General features: G+C 65.6%; 14 protein-coding genes and 1 pseudogene. 4 read left to right on the top strand and 11 right to left on the bottom strand.

Annotated features, from left to right (window positions below; genetic code table 11):
• The first annotated feature begins 118 nt into the window (after positions 1-118).
• Positions 119-1,363, top strand: a complete 1,245-nt coding sequence (locus tag N0K08_RS12045; protein ID WP_261500596.1) for a TetR/AcrR family transcriptional regulator — start codon at positions 119-121, stop codon at positions 1,361-1,363.
• Between the two features lie 51 nt (positions 1,364-1,414).
• On the opposite strand, the gene N0K08_RS12040 is transcribed toward N0K08_RS12045, so the two are convergent.
• From N0K08_RS12040 to N0K08_RS12000, 9 genes are all read right to left on the bottom strand, one after another.
• Positions 1,415-2,548 (bottom strand): acyl-CoA dehydrogenase family protein, encoded by a 1,134-nt coding sequence (locus N0K08_RS12040; RefSeq protein WP_261500595.1) that lies wholly within the window; start codon positions 2,546-2,548, stop codon positions 1,415-1,417.
• Between the two features lie 10 nt (positions 2,549-2,558).
• Positions 2,559-3,752, bottom strand: a complete 1,194-nt coding sequence (locus N0K08_RS12035) for an acyl-CoA dehydrogenase family protein (RefSeq protein ID WP_261500594.1) — start codon at positions 3,750-3,752, stop codon at positions 2,559-2,561.
• Between the two features lie 91 nt (positions 3,753-3,843).
• Positions 3,844-5,934: a 3-hydroxyacyl-CoA dehydrogenase NAD-binding domain-containing protein gene (locus N0K08_RS12030; protein WP_261500593.1), complete on the bottom strand. Its 2,091-nt coding sequence runs from the start codon at positions 5,932-5,934 to the stop codon at positions 3,844-3,846.
• A gap of 42 nt (positions 5,935-5,976) precedes the next feature.
• Complete coding sequence (locus tag N0K08_RS12025) at positions 5,977-7,725, bottom strand: long-chain-fatty-acid--CoA ligase (RefSeq protein WP_261500592.1); 1,749 nt, start codon at positions 7,723-7,725, stop codon at positions 5,977-5,979.
• A 31-nt stretch (positions 7,726-7,756) separates the two neighbouring features.
• Positions 7,757-8,734 (bottom strand): ABC transporter ATP-binding protein, encoded by a 978-nt coding sequence (locus tag N0K08_RS12020; protein ID WP_261500591.1) that lies wholly within the window; start codon positions 8,732-8,734, stop codon positions 7,757-7,759.
• A gap of 32 nt (positions 8,735-8,766) precedes the next feature.
• Positions 8,767-9,735: an ABC transporter ATP-binding protein gene (locus N0K08_RS12015; protein ID WP_261500590.1), complete on the bottom strand. Its 969-nt coding sequence runs from the start codon at positions 9,733-9,735 to the stop codon at positions 8,767-8,769.
• 62 nt (positions 9,736-9,797) lie between these two features.
• On the bottom strand, positions 9,798-11,489 hold the full coding sequence (locus tag N0K08_RS12010; protein WP_261500589.1) for an ABC transporter substrate-binding protein: 1,692 nt from the start codon (positions 11,487-11,489) through the stop codon (positions 9,798-9,800).
• A gap of 41 nt (positions 11,490-11,530) precedes the next feature.
• The gene (locus tag N0K08_RS12005; protein ID WP_408642944.1) at positions 11,531-12,439 is read right to left on the bottom strand and encodes an ABC transporter permease; all 909 of its coding nucleotides are present in this window, start codon (positions 12,437-12,439) and stop codon (positions 11,531-11,533) included.
• On the bottom strand, positions 12,439-13,395 hold the full coding sequence (locus tag N0K08_RS12000; protein ID WP_261500588.1) for an ABC transporter permease: 957 nt from the start codon (positions 13,393-13,395) through the stop codon (positions 12,439-12,441). Before N0K08_RS12000 ends, N0K08_RS12005 begins: the two co-directional genes overlap by 1 nt.
• Before the next feature lie 731 nt (positions 13,396-14,126).
• Here N0K08_RS12000 and N0K08_RS11995 point away from each other — a divergent pair.
• The 3 genes from N0K08_RS11995 to N0K08_RS11985 are packed head-to-tail and all read left to right on the top strand — an operon-like array spanning position 14,127 to position 17,126.
• Positions 14,127-15,086: an alpha/beta fold hydrolase gene (locus N0K08_RS11995; RefSeq protein WP_261500587.1), complete on the top strand. Its 960-nt coding sequence runs from the start codon at positions 14,127-14,129 to the stop codon at positions 15,084-15,086.
• A 52-nt stretch (positions 15,087-15,138) separates the two neighbouring features.
• Positions 15,139-15,813, top strand: coding sequence for an alpha/beta fold hydrolase (locus N0K08_RS11990; protein WP_261500586.1), 675 nt, complete (start codon positions 15,139-15,141; stop codon positions 15,811-15,813).
• Positions 15,810-17,126, top strand: a complete 1,317-nt coding sequence (locus tag N0K08_RS11985; RefSeq protein ID WP_261500585.1) for an MFS transporter — start codon at positions 15,810-15,812, stop codon at positions 17,124-17,126. Before N0K08_RS11990 ends, N0K08_RS11985 begins: the two co-directional genes overlap by 4 nt.
• Before the next feature lie 7 nt (positions 17,127-17,133).
• On the opposite strand, the pseudogene N0K08_RS11980 reads toward N0K08_RS11985, so the two are convergent.
• Positions 17,134-17,727: pseudogene (locus tag N0K08_RS11980) on the bottom strand (ATP-binding protein); the annotation flags it as partial.
• Positions 17,728-18,056: 329 nt separating this feature from the next.
• Positions 18,057-18,581 carry an HAD domain-containing protein gene (locus tag N0K08_RS11975; protein WP_261500888.1) on the bottom strand — a complete coding sequence of 175 codons (525 nt, stop codon included), beginning with the start codon at positions 18,579-18,581 and terminating at the stop codon, positions 18,057-18,059.
• Positions 18,582-18,603: the final 22 nt, after the last annotated feature.

The following is an 18,603-nucleotide window of genomic DNA, read 5'->3' as shown; positions in this document are numbered from 1 at the left end:
TATCCAGCTTGAGACCGACAGGCCTGCGCGGCGGGGAGCCTTCCCGGCACATGTCTTTGCGCTGTAGCCCACGGCATTTTCCCACCCGCCCCTCGGACCTCTTTTTTCCTTCCGCACCATGAGCCTGCCATCTTCCGACCCTGGTGAACGCAGCACCGGACGCTACCGCCAAAAGCGGGAGGCCATCCTCAACGCCGCCGCCAAACTGTTTGACGAGAACGGCATCAAAGGCACGATGCTGTCGGAAGTCGCGAGCCAGGTGGGGCTCAGCACCAACAGCATCACCTACTACTTCAAGAAGAAGGAAGACCTGGTGTTCGAGTGCCTGATGCACACCGTCACCACCATCGAGACCATCACCAAGGCGGCAGCGCAGGAAGCCACGCCCCGGGAGCGGGTGATACGCTTCAACCGGGAGTTCATGCAGATGCTGGCCGAGTGCGCCCAAGGCCGCTACCCGGGCCTGATGACGTTCCGCGATGTGGGCGAGCTGGACGCGTCCTACACCAAGGTGATTTTCACGGCCTACAGCGACATGTTCCGGCGCGTGCGGGCCCTGCTGGCCGACGGCCCCATACAGACCGAAAACCGCATGGCCTTGACCGTGCGCACGCACCTGCTGCTGACCCTGGTGCAATGGGCGCGCACCTGGCTGGCCAGCTTCAGCGTGGCCAGCTACGAGCGCATGGCCGAGTACTTCAGCGACATCCTGCTCAACGGCCTGGCCGCCCCGGACGCGCACTGGGAGCCGAATGCGCTCGACCAGCAACTCGCCAGCGTCGAGGTGCCGGAGTCGACCAACCACGGCTTTCTGGCGGCCGCCATCGGCCTGGTCAACGAGGTGGGCTACAGCGGCGCGTCGATCGACCGCATCTCGGCCCGCCTGAGCGTGACCAAGGGCTCGTTCTACCACCACATTCCGCGCAAGGAAGACCTGTTCGCCGAATGCATACGCCACACGCTGGTGGTCGTCGAAGGCATGCAGAACACGGCCTTGCAGGCGCAGGGCACGGGCCTGGAGAAACTGGGCGCGCTGCTGCGTGCGCTGGTGGCGTTTCACTTCTCGCCGCAAGGCCCGCTGCTGCGCATTTCGGCCTGGAACGAACTCTCCAACTACACCCAGTTCCACGACCGCGTGCAGCCGCTGCGCGAGCTCACGCAGACGGTGACGGAGTTCCTCGCCACCGGCATGATGGACGGCACCATCCGCCCCACCCACCAGACGGTGGCGGCGCTGATGGTGGTGGGCATGATCACCGGCGCCACGACCCTGGACAAGTGGGTCCCCGGCGCCGAGAACATCGATGTGGAGGCGCTGTACCTGCAGCCGTTTTTCTACGGCATCTGCGGGGAGATCGGCTGAGGCGTTGGCGCCAGTCGCAGCCCGTAAAACTGGCGCGTCTCAGGGAGTGCTTTATGCGCTCGCGAAATCAGGCAGTCGCGTGAACCGCGTCCGGTGAAAGTCCGTGTTGCCCAGCGTGGTTTCAATGGCCGTGAGGCGCTTGAAATAGTGGGCAATCGACATCTCGTTGGTCATGCCCATGCCGCCATGCATTTGAATCGCCTGCTGGCCGATGAACTGCATGGCCTTGCCGACACGCACCTTGGCGGCGGACACCAGCTTGCGGCGCTCGTTGGCCGGCGCGCGGTGCGCCTTGACGGTCGCCAGGATGGTGATGGATTTGGCCAGTTCGGCGTGCATGCTCATGTCGGCCATGCGGTGTTGCAGCACCTGGAAGGTGCCGATCGGCACGCCGAACTGCTGGCGCGTCTTGAGGTAGTCCAGCGTCAGCGCGTTGGCGGCCTCCATCGCCCCGACGGCTTCCGCGCACAGCAGGACGACGCCGAAATCGGTGGCCGCTTCGAGGATCTCCCAGCCTTTGCCGGCCTGCCCGATCAAGGCCGTGGCGGGCAGGCGCGCCTGGTCGAACGTCACGCTCGCGGCGCGCTGGCCGTCGTAGGTGCGGTACTCGGTGATGGTCATTCCCGGCGTGTCGCGGGGCACGTACAGCAGGCTGATGCCGTCCTGGTCGCGCGGGGCGCCACTGGTGCGCACCGAGACCACCAGGGCGTCGGCCTGGGCGCCGTGGATGACAGCGCATTTGCTGCCCTGGACCACATAGGCATCGCCGTCGGCGCGGGCCGTGACCGCGATGTTGAACAGCTCGTGGCCGGCTTCCTTTTCGTTGAGCGCGCAGGCCAGCTGCAGGGTGCCCGCGGCCACCTGTTCCAGCACGGCGGTGTGGCCGCCACGGCGCAGAAAGTCCGCCGCCAGAACGGTGGCGAAGTAGGGCTCGATGACCAGGCCGCGGCCGATTTCCTTCATCACGATCATCAGGTCTTCGGGGCTGCCGCCCAGGCCGCCGGCCTCCTCGGGCACGGCCAGCGCGAGCGCGCCGAGTTCGGTCAGGGCTGCATAGGCCGGGTCGGAAACGCCGGGCGCGGAGGCGACGATTTTCTGGCGCGCTTCGAAGCTGTAGTCGCGCGCTATCCAGCGCTGCAGCGAGTCCGCGAATTGCTGCTGCTCTTCGGAAAGACGAAAGTCCATGGTGGTCTCCTTACAGGCCCAGAATCATTTTGGAAATCACGTTGCGCTGCACTTCGTTCGAGCCGCCGAAGATGGTGATCTTGCGCAGGTTGAAGTAGTGCGGTGCCAGCGGCGCCAGCTCGTCATCGCCGGAGGCGGCGTGGGTCTTGTGGCCGGCCAGGTACTCGGGGTCGAAGGCCAGACCGGCGGGGCCGGCGGCTTCCAGCAGCAGCTCGCTGATGGCCTGCGAGATTTCCGTGCCCTTGACCTTGAGCAGGGAGGCTTCGGGGCCGATCTTGTTGCTGGCGCCGTCGGCCACCAGGCTCAGCGCGGTCATTTCCAGCGCCATGAGTTCGATCTCGACATCGGCGACGCGGGCGGCGAAAGTGGGGGCGTGCAGCAGCGGCGCGCCATCGACCTGCTTGCGCAGCGCCAGGCGCTTGAGCACCTTGAGCTCGCGCTTGGAGTTGCCGATGGCGGCGATGCCGGTGCGCTCGTGTCCCAGCAGGTATTTTGCGTAGGTCCAGCCCTTGTTTTCCTCGCCGATCAGGTTGGCCACGGGCACTTTCACGTTGTCGAAGAAGACTTCATTGACTTCGTGGGTCTCGTCCAGCGTGATGATGGGGCGCACGGAAATGCCCGGCGTCTTCATGTCGATGAGCAGAAAGGAAATGCCGGTCTGCTTGGCGCCGTCGGTGCTGGTGCGCACCAGGCAGAAGATCCAGTCGGCGTGCTGGCCCAGCGTGGTCCAGGTCTTCTGGCCGTTGACGATGTAGAAGTCGCCTTCGCGCTCGGCGCGGGTCTTGAGCGACGCCAGATCGGAGCCGGCGCCGGGCTCGGAATAGCCCTGGCACCACCAGTCCTCGGCGTGGTAGATGCGCGGCAGGTAGTGCTGCTTCTGCTCTTCGCTGGCAAAGCCCAGCAGCACCGGGGCCAGCAGGTTCAGGCCGAAGGACAGGGTCGGCGGGGCATAGGCCAGCGCGTATTCCTCGGCCCAGATATGGCGCTCCATGCTGCTCCAGCCCGTGCCGCCGTATTTCACCGGCCAGCCCGGCGCGATCCAGCCCTTCTTGGCCAGGATCTTGTGCCAGCGCACGGCATCTTCGCGCTGGATGCGGCGCCGGGTGCGCACTTTCTCGCTCAGCTCCGGCGGCAGGTGCTCGCGAAAGAATTGCCGGACTTCCTCGCGAAAACGCAGGTCTTCTTCTTTGTACTCGAGATCCATGGGTTGCTCCTTGGGTGAAAACAGGCCGCAGCAGTGCTCCGGGGTGGCGTGCAGGCCACCCCGTGGTCCACGGGCTGAGGGGGATGAGGGTTTAGCCGGCGGGTTGCAGATCGCTGAAGGTGCGGCCGCTGGCGACCAGTTCCTGCAGCAGCTTCGCGGGCTTGAACTGCGGGCCCCAGCGGGCTTCGAATTCCTGCATCTTGGCCAGCACCTTGGGCAGGCCTATGCGCTCGCCGTAGAACATCGGGCCGCCGTGGTAGACCGGCCAGCCATAGCCGTTGACCCACACCACGTCGATGTCGGAAGCGCGCAGTGCCATACCCTCTTCGAGGATCTTGGCGCCTTCATTGATCATGGGATAAATGCAGCGTTCGAGGATTTCCTCGTCGCTGACTTCGCGCGCCTGGACGCCGCGTTGGCGGGCGAAGTCCTGGATGGCTTTCTCCACCAGCGGCGACGGAATGGCCGTGCGTTTTTCGTCGTAGTCGTAAAAGCCCGCGCCGGTCTTCTGCCCGCGGCGATCCATTTCGCACAGCACTTCGCGCAGCGTCGATGACGAGGATTTCTCCTTGTTCCAGCCCAGGTCCAGGCCGGCGAGATCGCTCATGGCGAAGGGCCCCATGGGGAAGCCGAAGTCGTAGAGCACGCGGTCCACGGCCCAGGGCATGGCGCCTTCGAGAATCAGCTGGTTGGCTTCGCGCTGGCGCTGCGCCAGGATGCGGTTGCCGACAAAGCCCGGGCACACGCCGACCAGCACCGCGACCTTGCCTATCTTCCTGGCCAGCTGCATGGCGGTGGCGATCACGGCGTCGGAGGTCCTGGCGCCGCGCACCACTTCCAGCAGCTTCATCACATTGGCGGGGGAGAAGAAGTGCAGCCCGATCACCGATTCGGGCCGCGCCGTGGCGGATGCGATCTCGTTGAGGTCCAGCGCCGAGGTGTTGGAGGCCAGGATGGCCGCGGGTTTGCAGATGCCGTCCAGGCGCGCGAACAGTTCCTTTTTCACGGCCATGTTCTCGAACACGGCTTCGATCACCAGATCCACCTGGGCCAGGTCCTGCAGGTCCAGCGAGCTGCTCAGCAAGGCCATGCGCTGCTCTATGGCCTGGGGCGTGATGCGCCCTTTCCTGGCGGTGTTCTCGTAGTTGCTGCGTATGGTGCGCAGGCCGCGGTCCAGCGCTTCCTGGCCGGTCTCCACCAGGTGCACGGGCAGGCCGGCGTTGAGGAAGTTCATGGCGATGCCCGCGCCCATGGTGCCGGCGCCGATGATGCCCACGGTCTGCACGGGCAGGGTGGCTGCATCCTGGGCCAGGCCGGGGATATTCCAGGCCTGGCGCGAGGCGAAGAAGTGGTTGCGCTGGGCGGCCGATTGCTGGCCTTGCACCAGGCCCGTGAAGAGCTGGCGCTCGCGTTGCAGGCCCTCGTCGAAGGGCAGGTTCACCGCGGCTTCAACGCACTGGATGATTTTTTCGGGCGCATCGAAGCCGCGAAATTGCTTGGCATGGCTTTGGCGAAAGCGCGTGAAGAGTTCGGGCTGGCCGCGCGCGGCCTGCACCTTGTCGTTTTGTTCGCGGATCTTGCGCAGCGGGCGCTTTTCGGCCACCACCTGTTGCGCGAAGGCGATCGCTGTCGCGCGCAGCTGGCCTTCGGGCGCCAAGGCATCGAGCAGGCCGTTGTGCAGCGCTTCGGCGGCCGGCATATGCACACCGCTGGTCATCATCTGCAAGGCCGCTTCCGGGCCCACGATGCGCGGCAGGCGCTGCGTGCCGCCGGCGCCGGGCAGCAGGCCCAGATGCACTTCGGGCAGGCCCAGCCGGGCGCTGGGTACGGCGATGCGGTAGTGGCAGACCAGGGCCACTTCCAGGCCGCCGCCCAGGGCCGTGCCGTGGATCGCGGCCACCACCGGCTTGGGCGAATCTTCCAGCACGCGCTGCACTTCGGGCAGGCTCACGCCGGTCGGTGGCTTGCCGAAAGCGGCGATGTCGGCGCCGGCGATGAAGGTGCGGCCTTCGCACAGCAGCACGATGGCATGCGCGGCGGGGTCGGCGATGGCCGCCAGGGCGGCGGCGTGGATGCCGTCGCGCACGGCGGCCGACAGCGCATTGACCGGCGGGGAGTTGAGCGTGATCACGCCCACGCCGTCGATGTTGGAATAGCTCGTCACTGGGTTGATGGTCAGCATGGCAGATACCTGGAGGGTCGGAAAACGGGGAACGCAGCCGTGTCAGACGGGCAGCGGCACGGACATGTCCTTGGCGATGGCCAGGAAGCGGTCGAGGTTGTCGCGCACGGCTTTCTTGTTGTATTTGCCGACGCTGGTCTTGGGGATGTCGCTGGTGATGGCGATCAGCTTGGGCAGCATCCACTTGGTGATTTTTCCGGTCTTCACGCCGTGTTCCTCGAGGAAATCCATGATGTCTTCCTCGGTGGCCGGCATGCCGGGGCGCAGGCTGACGACGGCCATGGGCTTTTCGCCCCACACCGGGTCGGGGACGCCGACCACCAGGGCTTCGAGCACGCAGTCCGCCATGGCGATCAGGTTCTCCAGCAGCAGCGTGGGAATCATCTCCGAGCCGCTGCGGATCACGTCCTTGAGCCGGTCGGCAATGACCACGAAGCCTTCTTCGTCGACCTTGGCGATGTCGCCGGTGTGGAACCAGCCGTCGTACCAGACTTCGGCGGTCTTGTCGGGCGCGCGGTAGTACTCCTGGGTGACCCAGGGGCCGCGGATGGCGATCTCGCCCACGGTCTGGTTGTCCCAGGGGACGGGCCGGCCCGTGCCATCCACGACTTCGACTTCCAGGCCCAGCACGGGCAGGCCGGTCTTGACCATGACTTCGTCAATGGCCGTGCGGCTCCAGTCCACCATGTGCTTCTTGACGAATGCGCCTATGGCCGCGGGCGCCGTCTCGGTCATGCCGTAGCCCGAGCCGGCGCGGAAATTCGGCAGCATCTTCTCCAGCTTGGTCTTCAGGCCCAGGGGCAGGGCGCCGCCGCCCACGCCCACATTGACCAGGCTGCTGAGGTCGTATTTGTCGAAATCCTTGAACTCCAGCAGCATGGCCGCGATGGTCGGGACGATGCCCACGGAGGTGACTTTTTCGCGGTCCACCAGTTCGCAGAACCCGCGCACGGTGAAGGTGCCGGGCAGCACGATCTTCTGCGCGCTGAACACGGTGCTGAACGGCGCGCCCCAGCCGTGGATGTGGAACAGCGGCGTGTTGAGCATGGGCACGGCGTTCTCGCCCAGGCGGTCGGCGTCGACGAAGGCCGGCGTGTTGACGATGCTCTGGCGCGCCATGCCGTGCAGCGTCATCAGGTAGAGCTGGCGGTGGGTGAAGGTCGCGCCCTTGGGCTGGCCGGTGGTGCCGGTGGTGTAGCACAGGGTGGCGGTGGTGTCCTCGTGCAGGTAGGGCCAGTCGAAGTCCTTGGGCTCGGTCGCGATCAGGGTTTCGTAGGCGATCAGGCCGGGCAGCTTGCTCTGCGGCAGCCCGGGCTGGTCCGACATGTAGACGAAGTGCTTGACCGTGTCCTTGATGCGGTCGTAGATGTTTTCCAGCAGCGGCAGCACCGTGTCATCGACAAAGATCACGCTGTCCTGGGCGTGGTTGATGGTGTAGGCGATGTGCTCCTCGGACAGCCGGATGTTGATCGGGTGCAGCGTGGCGCCCAGGCAGGGCGCGGCGTAGTACAGCTCCAGGTGGCGGTGGGTGTTGTAGGACATGGTTCCCACGCGGTCGCCGAGCTGGCCGGGCTTGCCCGGCTGGATGTGCAACTGGTTCTGCAGGGCGTTGGCCAGCTGGCAGACGCGCTGGTACCACTGGCGCCAGGTGAAGCGCTGGTAGTCGCCAGTGACGTGGTTGCGGTAGACCACGCCGATCTGGTCCGGGTAGTAGCGCACCGGGCGCTTCATGAAGGTGGTCAGCAACAGCGGGTAGTTGGTGCTGAACTCGGGGTAGGTCGTGACATCCATGGGAATCTCCTCGAGGGGGCCGTGGCGTGGTTCAGGCGTAGAGGTGGCAGGCCACGGCATGGCCGCCGCCGTGCTCGCTCATCACCGGGTCCTGGGTCTTGCACTGCGCCATGGCGGACGGGCAGCGGGTGTGGAAGCGGCAGCCAGAAGGCACGCGCAGCGGGCTGGGGATTTCGCCCTGGAGCACGATGCGTTGCTTCTTGTTTTCGGCATCGACGTCGGCTTCGGGCACGGCCGACAGCAGGGCCTGGGTATAGGGGTGCCTGGGGTTTTGGTAGAGGTCGTCGCGCGAGGCGATTTCCACCACCCGGCCCAGGTACATGACGGCGATGCGGTCGCTGATGTGGCGCACCACGGCCAGGTCGTGGGCGATGAAGACATAGGTCAGGCCCAGGCGCTTTTGCAGGCTCTTGAAGATGTTGATGACCTGCGCCTGGATGGACACGTCCAGCGCCGAGACCGGCTCGTCGCAGATGATCAGGCTGGGCTCCAGCGCCAGGGCGCGTGCAATGCCAATGCGCTGGCGCTGGCCGCCAGAGAACTCGTGGGCATAGCGCTCGGCCATGTCCGGCAGCAGGCCCACCATGCGCAGCAGCTCGGCGACGCGCTGGTCGTATTGCTGGCGGTTCTTGGCCAGGCCGTGCACTTCCAGCGGCTCGCCGATGATGTTCTTGACCTTCATGCGCGGGTTCAGCGAGCCGTAGGGGTCCTGGTAGACCATTTGCACGCGGCGGCGGAACTGCTTGACCTGGGCGCGGCTGTAGCCGGCCAGGTCCTGGCCTTCGAACAGGATGCGGCCGCTGGTGGCTTGCAGCATGTGCATCAGGGCCAGACCGGTGGTGGACTTGCCGCAGCCGCTTTCCCCCACCACGCCCAGCGTCTCGCCGCGCTTGACCGAAAACGACACGCCGTCCACGGCTTTGACGGTGGCCACCGGCTTCTTGAAGATCAGGCCTTGCATGACGGGGAAGTGGATCTTCAGGTTCTCGACGGTGAGGATGTCTTCCATGGGGCGTACTCGAAGTTGGGTTGGCGCGGTGGTCAGGCGAGGAAGCAGGCCTTGGCGTGGTCGGCACTGGTGGCGGTCAGCGCGGGTCGGCTGCTTTCGCAGCGGTGGCTCACCTTGGGGCAGCGCGGCGCGAAGGCGCAGCCCGGGGGCAGTGCCGAGAGGTCGGGCGGCATGCCTTCGATGGCCGGCAGCGGCGCGTCGGGGTCGCTGTCGATGCGCGGGATCGAGGCCAGCAGGCCCTGGGTGTAGGGGTGCTGGGGCCGCTGGAAAATCTCGCGCACGGGGCCTTGCTCGATGATGCGGCCGCCATACATCACGGCCACGCGGTCGGCGTAGCGCGCCACCACGCCCATGTCGTGGGTGATCAGAATCATGGCGGTCCGGGCCTTGTGCGTCAGATCCTTGAGCAGGTCCAGGATCTGGGCCTGCACCGTCACGTCCAGCGCCGTGGTCGGCTCGTCGGCGATGATCAGCCGGGGCTCGCAGGCCAGGGCCATGGCGATCATCGCGCGCTGGCGCATGCCGCCCGAGAACTGGTGCGGGTAGGCGGACAGCCGGCTTTGCGCATCCGGGATCTGCACCATGCTCAGCAAGTCGCGCGCCTTGTCGTAGGCCTCGTCCCAGCTGGCACCGCGGTGCAGCTGGATAGGCTCGGCGATCTGCTTGCCTATGGTCAGCGACGGGTTGAGCGAGGCCATCGAGTCCTGGAAGATCATCGCGATGCGGTTGCCGCGGATCTTGCGCATCTGCGCGTCGTCGAGCTGCAGCAGGTCCTGGCCGTCGAACAGGATTTCACCTTGCTCTATGCGCCCGGGCGGCGTGGGAATGAGGCGCAGGATGGACATCGCCGTCACGCTCTTGCCCGAGCCCGACTCGCCGACGATGGCCAGCGTCTCGCCGGCGTGGACGTCGAAGCAAACGTCGTCGACGGCGGTGACCACGCCGCGCTCGGTCTTGAAGCGCGTCGTCAGGTTTCTGACTTGAAGCACAGGTTCTGCCATGGCTTGTCCTCCCGGGCTGGGTCAAGGGTTGCAAGTCGAGCCAGCGGCTTGCGCCGCCGGACTCAATTGCCCATCTTCTTCTTCAGGTCCTGGTCTATCCAGAGCTGGGCGTGGATGGGTGCGAAGCGACCGGCGCCCACGTACATCTCGCCGCCGTAGTTCTTCACCCACGGCCACCAGGCGGTGTAGCGGTAGGCCGCGGGCAGCCAGATGGCCGACGCCTGGTCCAGTGCCTGGCTGGTCAGCCCGCGCAGCATCTGCTGGCGCTTGGTCTCGTCACGCTCGGAGTTGGCTTCGGCCACGGCGGCGTCGAACTTGGGGTCGTCCGCCATGGGCGCGTTGTAGACCTGGCCCTTGCCGAAGTTGATGCGCAAGGAGGTGGTGGGATTGACGTCGGGAATGGCGGTCACATAGCCCGCGCCATTGGTGTGGCTGGTCATGGCCGACAGGTGGGCGCCGTATTCCATGGGCACGATTTCCATCTTCACGCCCACGCCTTCGAGGTAGGCCGCCACCAGGGGCATGAGCTCCATCTGCTCGGGGCTGCAGGTGCAGACCTGGACCTTGAACGCCAGGCCGTTCGGGTAGCCGGCCTCGGCCAGCAGCTTCTTGGCCTTGGCCGGGTCGAACTTGAACAGCTCCTGCACCGAGGCCGGCTGCTCCTTGAGCGGCTGGTGGTAGCCGATGTAGTCGGGGTGCATGGGGAAGGTGAACAGCTCGGCATCGCCGCCGTAGAACTTGTCGACGATTTCCTGCTTGTTCACCGCCAGGTTGAGCGCACGGCGCACGCGCAGGTCGTTGAACGGCTTGTTGTCCATGCGCAAGGCCACGCGGGTGGCGGCGGGGGTCAGCCAGCGGTTCCATTTCAGCTGGGGCGAGGTCTTTTTCAGCTCCCTGGCCGCTTCCCACGAAATGGAGGACAGGATGTCGAGCTTGCCGGTGCGCAGCGCCGCCTGCTGCGTGGATTCATCCTTGATGACGCGGTGCACCACCTGGTCCACGAAGGGCAGCTGGTAGTCCTTGCCGGCCAGCGTCAGCTTGTCCCAGTAGATGGGGTTCTTGCTGAACGTCAGCGCATTGCCCTGGGCCACGTTGGTCAGCATGAACGGGCCCGTGCCGTTGGCGTTCTTCCAGTTGCCGGGGCCGGCCGTGACCACTTCCTTGGGCATGATGCCGGAGAAGAATCCGTTGCCGAAGCGGTAGTCCCAGTCGGCGATGAACTTGTTGAAGTTGAAGACGACGGTCTGCTTGTCCTTGGCTTCGACCTTGTCGATATGGTCGTAATAGTTCTGCGTGCGCTTGGCGCTGGCGTTCATGCGGTTGAAGTGGAAGACCACGTCCTCGGCCACCAGTTCGCGCTCCGCCATCACGCCGGTCTTGGCCGGGAATTTCACGCCCTTGCGCAGCTTGACTTCCAGCGTCAGCGGCGTGGTCCAGGCCCAGCTTTCGGCCAGCTCGCCGCGCATGGCGTCGGTGGGCTGCCAGCCGCTGATGGTGAACGGGTACTTGCCGCCGCGGCTCTTGGCCTTGGAGAGATCGACAGAGAAAAGCTGCTCGTAGAACTGGCCGGTGTCACGCGTTTGCAGCGTCGCCTGCCAGTCGGCCAGATCCCATGACAGCGTGGTCACGGCCGTGCTGGCGGTGGCCACGTTGAGGGTGCCGCCGTACTTGGGCGCCTCGGCCTGGGCCAGGGCGCTGGCGGCCATGCCTCCCAGGGCGATGCCAACGGTCCAGCGGGTCAAAGTCCTCTGCATGTCATGTCTCCTCTTGTGGTTTTAAGGGGGATGCACCGGCCTCAGCGTGCGCCGCGCATCCGGGGATCGAGCATGTCGCGCAAGGCATCGCCGAAGACGTTGATGGCGTACACCACCAGCGTCAGGCAGATGCCCGGGGCCAGGGCCAGCCAGGGGCCTTGCAGCATGTAGGTGCGGCCGTTGCCGGACAGCATCCCGCCCCAGGTGGGGGTCGGTGGCGGCACGCCAAGGCCCAGGAAGGACAGTCCCGACTCGGCCAGGATGGCCGTGCCCACGCTGGAGGAGAACAGCACGATCAGCGGCGGCAGCACGTTGGGCAGCACATGGCGCCAGAGGATTCGCGGCGCGGAGGCGCCTATGGATTTGGCCGCATGGATGTACATGTCCTCGCGCACCGAGACCACGGCGCTGCGCACGATGCGCGAGCCGCCGATGCCAATCAGCAGGCCCAGGGTGATGATGATCTGGGTGATGCCGGCGCCGAAGACCGAGGCGACCACGATTAGCACCACCAGGCCGGGGAAGCTCATCCAGGCATCGACGAAGCGCTGGGTCAGCATGTCGACCTTGCCGCCGAAGTAGCCGGAAATGATGCCGATCAGCGCCGAAATCAGCGTGGCGATGGTGGCCACCGACAGCCCGATGATCACCGAGATCTGCGCGCCGTAGATGCAGCGCGACAGCAGGTCGCGGCCCAGGTTGTCGGTGCCGAAAGGGTGGCTCCAGGACGGTGACTGCAGCCGGGCGCCCATGTCGACTTCGTTCATGCCGTAGGGGGCGAGCAGGCCGGCGAAGATGCCGACGAACAGGAACAGCAGGGCCACGACCGCGCCCATGGCGCCCAGGCGCTTTTCCCGGAACAGCTTGCGGATGAAGCGGCTGGCGGGTGAAGGCAGGGCAGGGGCCGGATTGCGGGTGGCCGCCGGGAGGGGCATCGCTTGGGATTTCATTACCGCTGCCTCACTTTGGGATCGATCAAGCCGTAGCTCAGATCGACGACGAGGTTGATGAGCATCACCGCCAGGCCGACGACAAAGAACACGCCGGTCACCACGGGGTAGTCGCGCTGGTTGACGGCATCGAGCAGCAGCAGGCCCATGCCCGGCAGCACGAAGATCTGCTCCAGGATCACCGCGCCGCCGATCAGGATGGGCGCCTGGCTGCCGATCAAGGTGATCACCGGAATCAAGGCGTTGCGCACGGCATGCCGGGTGAGGATGAGCATTTCGCCCAGCCCCTTGGCGCGGGCCGTGCGGATGTAGTCCTGGCGCAGCACTTCCAGCATCATGGTGCGGGTCATGCGCATGGTGATGGCCGACAGCGCCAGGCCCAGGATGATGGCCGGAATGAGCATCTGCTGCAGGTTCTGCAGCGGGTCTTGCAGGAAGGGCGTGAACTGGATTTCCGGCGACCAGCCCCACCAGATGGAGGGGAAGACGGTGATCATCGTGCCCACCCAGAAGCTGGGCACGGCCAGCATCAGCAGCGAGAAGGAGCGCGCGATGTAGTCGCCGGCCGTGTCCTGCTTGACGGCGGAGTAGACCCCGATTGGAATGGCCACGGTCAGCGCAATCACCATCGCCAGCAGGCCCAGCTCGAACGTCACCGGCAGGCGGGCCGCGATCATGTGTACCACAGCCTCGTTCTGCCACAGGGACTGGCCCAGGTCACCGCGGAAAAGCAGGCCGCTGATCCAGATGCCGTATTGCTCCCAGATGGGTTTGTCCAGGCCCAGGGTGGCCAGCAGTTGCTCACGTGTCAGCTGGTTGGAGCCGGCATCGTTCTGGCTCAGCATCAGGTCGACCACATCACCGGGCACCATGCGCACGATGACGAAAACGATGATGCTGGCAATGAGCAGCGTGGGCAGCAGGGCCAGCAGGCGTCGCAGGATGTAGGTTTGCATCAGCGCACCTCGATGGCCCCAAGGCCCTGGACCTGCGACCCACGGCAGCGAGAGCGCCAGCCAGCCCCGGGCCTTGTCGGCCCCGTCTTGGTTGAAGGTGTCACCGTTCGTCTCCTGTACTTGGTTTTCGAAACGCTGCTGCCCAGGGTCGCACCGGCGACAAGGCCCGTCGGCCTCGGCCACGAGCCCGCCGCGAAGCGCCAAGGCTTTGCGGGACCGGTTGAAATTAATCATACCGAGACCACTAAATTGGTCAAACGAAACCTTGGCCGCAGAGGCTTTTCCTAGGGTTACCTCCTGTGTTTTCAAGGATTTGTGCAGTGCACAAACGGATTTCTGAGTGTTTCTCAGTGCTTGCCGCAATGCATTTTTACAAACCGTAATCCACTAAAAATTCCGCTGCTGAATGATGCCCTATGAGAGGGGAAGCCAGCTGCGGTGGCAGCCTGCCGAAAGCATGGCGATGAGCGCGTGGCAGGCGGGTGCGCTGGCACTGGATTCGGACGTGGAACCGGACCTCGGCCCCGCGAATTTTGTAAGCGCTTGTGCTAGCATCACAAAACATACTTCTTAAACTAATTTAAGAAAAGTACGCTGGTTTCTTGCAAGACTTCAGGTGCAAGCCATTGATTTTGCTGGGTTTTAAAAAATGGAAAACAGCTGACGTAAAAGCCTTGGCATACCTGGAACTTTGATTTGCCGGGTTCTGGCTGGAACGCAGAGGAGATCTCATGTCGCGCATCGAAGAAATTGCCGCACACCCGCCAGTGCCACCGGACGAGGCGGCTTTGCATGCATTCCCTGGAGCCAGGCCGCCCGCGCGCCAGGGCTTTGTCGACGCGCACGGCGTGCGCCTGGCCACCTACGAATGGGGCCAGGCCGACGCCCCGCCCGTGCTGCTGGTGCATGGCGCATTGGATTTCGCGCGCACTTTCGACGTCTTCGCTCCGCTGATCGCCGATGCGGGCTTTCGCGTCGTCGCCTACGACCAGCGCGGCCACGGCAACTCCGCGGCCGCGGCCCTTTACGGCTGGGTTGCGGATGAACGCGACATGCTGTGCGTGGCCGACGCCGTTTCCCCCTTGCCCTTTCCCGTCATCGGCCACAGCAAGGGCGGCTCCCTGCTGATCCATGCGGCCGAAGCCCTGCCCCATCGCTTTACGCGCTTCGCCTGCATAGACGGCATGCCGTTTCGCAGCCCGCACCCGGAATCGGCCACGCGCGCGCGCCGCTCCATGTCGCCCAAGGTCATTACCGACTGGCTGAACCACCGGCACACGGCCGCCACGGCCGAACGCCGGCCCGGCCCCCTGCAGGAGCTGGCCCGGCGCCGCGCCCGCATGAACCCGCGGCTGAGCCACGAATGGCTTTGCTATCTCGTCAGCCAGGGCGCTTCGGTGGATGCCGACGGCTGGCGCTGGAAGCTAGACCCGGCCATCCGGCCCGGCGGCTTCGGCGCCATGCGCTCGCGCTGGATGACCGACCGCCTGCCGGGCTTCCCCATCCCTTTGCTGGCCTTGTTCAGCACCATCGAGGAGCCCATGGGCTGGGACTGCAAGATGGAAGACCTGCTGCCTTACCTGCCGGCCTCGGCCCGCGCGCTGGCCATGCCCGACACCGGCCACTTCATCCACATCGAACGCCCCCGGGAAACCGCGGACCTCGTCATCGACTTCCTGCGCCAAGCCTGACCTGCTGCCTGCCGTCCGCCCTCACGACACCCACCGACCGGTATTCACGCCCATGACCGAATTCCTCCAGCACGGCCGGATCCGCCTGGCCCTGCACCGGCTGCAGGACGCCAGCGCCCCGCAGTCCCATCCCCTGCTGCTGCTGCACGGCCTGGGCGAGTCCTCCCTGTCCCATGCGCGCAGCACCTATGCGGACTGGCCCGGCGCGGTCTACGCCCTGGACTTCACGGGCCACGGCCAATCCTCCATTCCCGCCGGGGGCGGTTACAGCTGCGAAGCGCTGATGGGCGATGTCGATATCGCCCTGGCGCAGCTGGGGCCGACCACCGTCTGCGGCCGAGGCCTGGGCGCTTACGTCGCCCTGCTGATCGCGGGCGCGCGCCCCGAGCGCGTGCTGGGCGCGGTGCTGCTCGACGGCCCGGGCCTGGCGGGCACCTGCGCCTCCTCCTCGCCCTACATCCCCCATGTCGATGTCTCGCGCCCCGCGCCGCCCGATCCTTTCGCCCTGGCCGAGCTGTCCACCGACGCCCGCCCGCCCGAATACGCAGTCCACTTCGCCATGCTGTGCGCGCAGGCCAGCCACCTGCCGCATCCCATCAGCCTTTGCACGCGCGAGCAGCCGCCGTGGCTGCAGGCGGTGCGCGAAGCCCTTCCCTGCGACGCTGCCACGCCCGCCAGCGCCTGCCTGTCCTACGCCAGCGCCCAGCCTGCTCCCAGCAGTCCATGAACCAGCGCCTGCAGTCTGCAGCCCATTGCGCCGAGGAGCTGTCCGTGGCGGAGCGGGCCTACCACTGTCAGGTGCAGCGCGATCTGCCGCGCAACTTCGGCGCCCATCTGGCGCACGGCATGCTGGGGCTGACGGGGTTTCGTCTGATGCATGCGCCGACCTTCGTGCCCGCCTATGTGTTCGCGCTCTCGGAGTCGAAGATGGCGGTGGGCCTGGCGCTGGGCGCGCAGTTCCTGGGCATGGCCCTGTCCTCGATCTGGGGCGCGACGCTCATCGAGCACCGCGACCGCGTGATGCGCGTGGTGTATTCCGTGGGCTGGCTCATGCGCCTGCAGATCTTTTGCCTGGCCATCAGCGCCTTCGTGCTTTCGGGGCAGTGGGCGCTGATCGCCGCCTGCATTTTCCTGGCGCTGTTCGGCTTCTTTGGCGGCATGCAGGGCGTGGTCTTCAACGTCCTGATGTCCAAGGTGATTCCGGTCACCCAGCGCGGCCGGCTGATAGGGTTGCGCAACTTCCTGGGCGGGCTCATCGCCTCGGGCGTGGCCTATCTGGGCGGTGAATACCTGGTCGGCACCAATGCTTTCGGCAACGGCTATGCCTCGACCTTCATGCTGGCCTTCATCCTCACCAGCATAGGCATCAGCGCCCTGAGTTTTGTGCGCGAACCGCAGGCGCTCAAGGTGCGGGCCAAGCCTTCGCGCTTCATGCAGCGCCTGGCCGACATTCCCGCCATGCTGCGCGTCGATCCCGATTACCGGCGCTTTTTCTATGCCCGGGCGCTGGCGGCCCTGGGCACGTCGGCCGTGCCTTTCTACATCCTCTATGCCGGCAAGTACGTGAGCCTGTCGGGCGCGACGCTGGGCTACTTCTCGCTGGCCTTCTTGCTGTCGCAGACCGTCAGCAACCTGGTCTGGGGAAAGATCGCCGACACCAGCGGCTATCGACGCGTTTTCCTGCTGAGCGTGGGCCTGTGGTGCACCGCCACCGCGCTGCTGATCGCCGGCGCTTCCCTGCCCGTGTTTCTCGTCGCGTTCTGCGGCCTGGGCGCGGGGTTTGGCGGCTACCAGGTGGCTTCGCAGAATTTCGTGCTGGAGTTCGGCAAGCCCGACGAGCTGCCCATGCTGATCGCCGTGTCCGACACCGCCTCGCACCTGATGATGGCCCTGGGCCCGCTGCTGGGCGGCCTGATCGCCACGCACTACGACTACCGCCACATCTTCTGGCTGGCCCTGGTCTTCAAGCTGCTGGCCGTGGCCATGGTCTGGCGCATCGAGGATCCCCGGCGGCGCCAGGGCTTGCGCCGCGCGCGCTGAGCCGGCCTTACTGCCTGCCCAGCAGCGCCCGCCGGTACTGCACGGCTTCGGCCACATGCGGGGTTTCGGTGGTGCTGCTGCCGGCGAGGTCGGCGATGGTGCGCGCCACCTTGAGCACGCGGTGCAGGCTGCGGCCTGACCAGCCCAGGCGCGCGGCCGCGGTCTGGGCGAAGCCGCGGGCCGCGGGGGCCAGTTGCAGGTGCTGGTCCAGCGCCTGGCCTTGCAGTCCCTGGTTGGGCTGGCCCTGGCGCGACAGCGCCGCGGCATGGGCCTGCACGACACGCGCGCGGATCTGCGCCGTGGTCTCGCCTGCGCCGACCCGCAGCAATTGCGCGGGCGGCAGGGCCGGCACTTCGATGTGCAGGTCGATGCGGTCGAGCAGCGGTCCGCTGAGCTTGCCCTGGTAGCGCGCCACCTGGTCGGGCGTGCAGCGGCAGGGCTGCAGCGTCGAGCCCCAGAAGCCGCAAGGGCAGGGGTTCATGGCGGCGACCAGCTGAAAGCGCGCGGGGAATTGCGCGCGGTGCGCGGCCCGGGCGATGGTGATGTGGCCGGTCTCCAGCGGCTCGCGCAGCGCTTCGAGCGCGGCGCGGCTGAATTCGGGAATTTAGCTTTCTCGCCAAAATACAACATGTTGTTGTCAATTTTGGCGGATTCTTCGGTGACGTAACTCATGCAAACGTCAAGGTATTCGGCCTGTACAAAGCCTCCGACAACACCATCGACACAGCTTGGTGGATGCATTCAAGCGCCCAGGTAAACGCGGCACCGTATGCACGTTTGGTGGCAGGTGGTGGAGTCGCATGCACGAGTGGTGCCGCAGAGTCGATTTAGCCAAACAGTAGGCCTCAAAACCAGCTCAGTGGCGGTTGCTGCATGAGTCTGTTGGTGGCGTCGATTTGTGCACAAAAGCCGGTTCGAACCTTCCCGTAACTACGAGCAGTTTCTTAGCTTTTCTCGAAGTTCGTCCTGAACGTGGGGGCATGACAATCCCGTCGTGCCGTTGCAAGCGATCAGGTTCTGCCGAAGTTGTTCGGGCCAGTCGGCGACGTCGTCATCCAATGCTAACCAAGCACGGGGCAAGCGACGCTCGACGTCAGCCAGTATTTGCCGCCATCGCGGTGTAGCGCGAAACGCTTCCAAAATCCAGGGGTCCGCCCCGTGGTGCCGACGATGAAATGTTCCCCCAACGAACCTCGCGCGCAAGGTAGCAGGAAGCCATTGGAGTGACTGGCTGTATCCCGGCTTCACACACCAGGTGCTACTAAGGACTAACTGGACGTTTGGAAACTCCTCGAGCATGTGCTCAAGAATGTGAGCCCACTCGAATAGTGATCGCCCGGGCGCCTCTAGGGGGTTCATGTAGATGCCCCGTTTGTGATGCCACATTGCTGCTTGGTGATGCAAGACACCGTCGAAATCTATGTAAAGAGCAACATCGGTGTGACGCAATGCCATGGCCGGAAAATACGGGGCGGAG

Origin of the sequence: Acidovorax bellezanensis, assembly GCF_025421555.1 — a bacterium.
Classification (GTDB): domain Bacteria; phylum Pseudomonadota; class Gammaproteobacteria; order Burkholderiales; family Burkholderiaceae_C; genus Comamonas; species Comamonas bellezanensis.
Note: the sequence above shows the minus strand (reverse complement) of the source record. Positions and strands in the feature narration are given on the sequence as shown.

What these genes read in the sequence shown, in the direction of transcription:
- N0K08_RS11990 (WP_261500586.1), top strand. Translation starts at nt 15,139, where the DNA reads ATGACCGAATTCCTCCAGCACGGCCGGATCCGCCTGGCCCTGCACCGG.
- N0K08_RS12020 (WP_261500591.1), bottom strand. Translation starts at nt 8,734, where the DNA reads ATGGAAGACATCCTCACCGTCGAGAACCTGAAGATCCACTTCCCCGTC.
- N0K08_RS11995 (WP_261500587.1), top strand. Translation starts at nt 14,127, where the DNA reads ATGTCGCGCATCGAAGAAATTGCCGCACACCCGCCAGTGCCACCGGAC.
- N0K08_RS11975 (WP_261500888.1), bottom strand. Translation starts at nt 18,581, where the DNA reads ATGGCATTGCGTCACACCGATGTTGCTCTTTACATAGATTTCGACGGT.
- N0K08_RS12035 (WP_261500594.1), bottom strand. Translation starts at nt 3,752, where the DNA reads ATGGATCTCGAGTACAAAGAAGAAGACCTGCGTTTTCGCGAGGAAGTC.
- N0K08_RS12045 (WP_261500596.1), top strand. Translation starts at nt 119, where the DNA reads ATGAGCCTGCCATCTTCCGACCCTGGTGAACGCAGCACCGGACGCTAC.
- N0K08_RS12015 (WP_261500590.1), bottom strand. Translation starts at nt 9,735, where the DNA reads ATGGCAGAACCTGTGCTTCAAGTCAGAAACCTGACGACGCGCTTCAAG.
- N0K08_RS12030 (WP_261500593.1), bottom strand. Translation starts at nt 5,934, where the DNA reads ATGCTGACCATCAACCCAGTGACGAGCTATTCCAACATCGACGGCGTG.
- N0K08_RS12005 (WP_408642944.1), bottom strand. Translation starts at nt 12,439, where the DNA reads ATGAAATCCCAAGCGATGCCCCTCCCGGCGGCCACCCGCAATCCGGCC.
- N0K08_RS12040 (WP_261500595.1), bottom strand. Translation starts at nt 2,548, where the DNA reads ATGGACTTTCGTCTTTCCGAAGAGCAGCAGCAATTCGCGGACTCGCTG.
- N0K08_RS12010 (WP_261500589.1), bottom strand. Translation starts at nt 11,489, where the DNA reads ATGCAGAGGACTTTGACCCGCTGGACCGTTGGCATCGCCCTGGGAGGC.
- N0K08_RS12025 (WP_261500592.1), bottom strand. Translation starts at nt 7,725, where the DNA reads ATGGATGTCACGACCTACCCCGAGTTCAGCACCAACTACCCGCTGTTG.
- N0K08_RS11985 (WP_261500585.1), top strand. Translation starts at nt 15,810, where the DNA reads ATGAACCAGCGCCTGCAGTCTGCAGCCCATTGCGCCGAGGAGCTGTCC.
- N0K08_RS12000 (WP_261500588.1), bottom strand. Translation starts at nt 13,395, where the DNA reads ATGCAAACCTACATCCTGCGACGCCTGCTGGCCCTGCTGCCCACGCTG.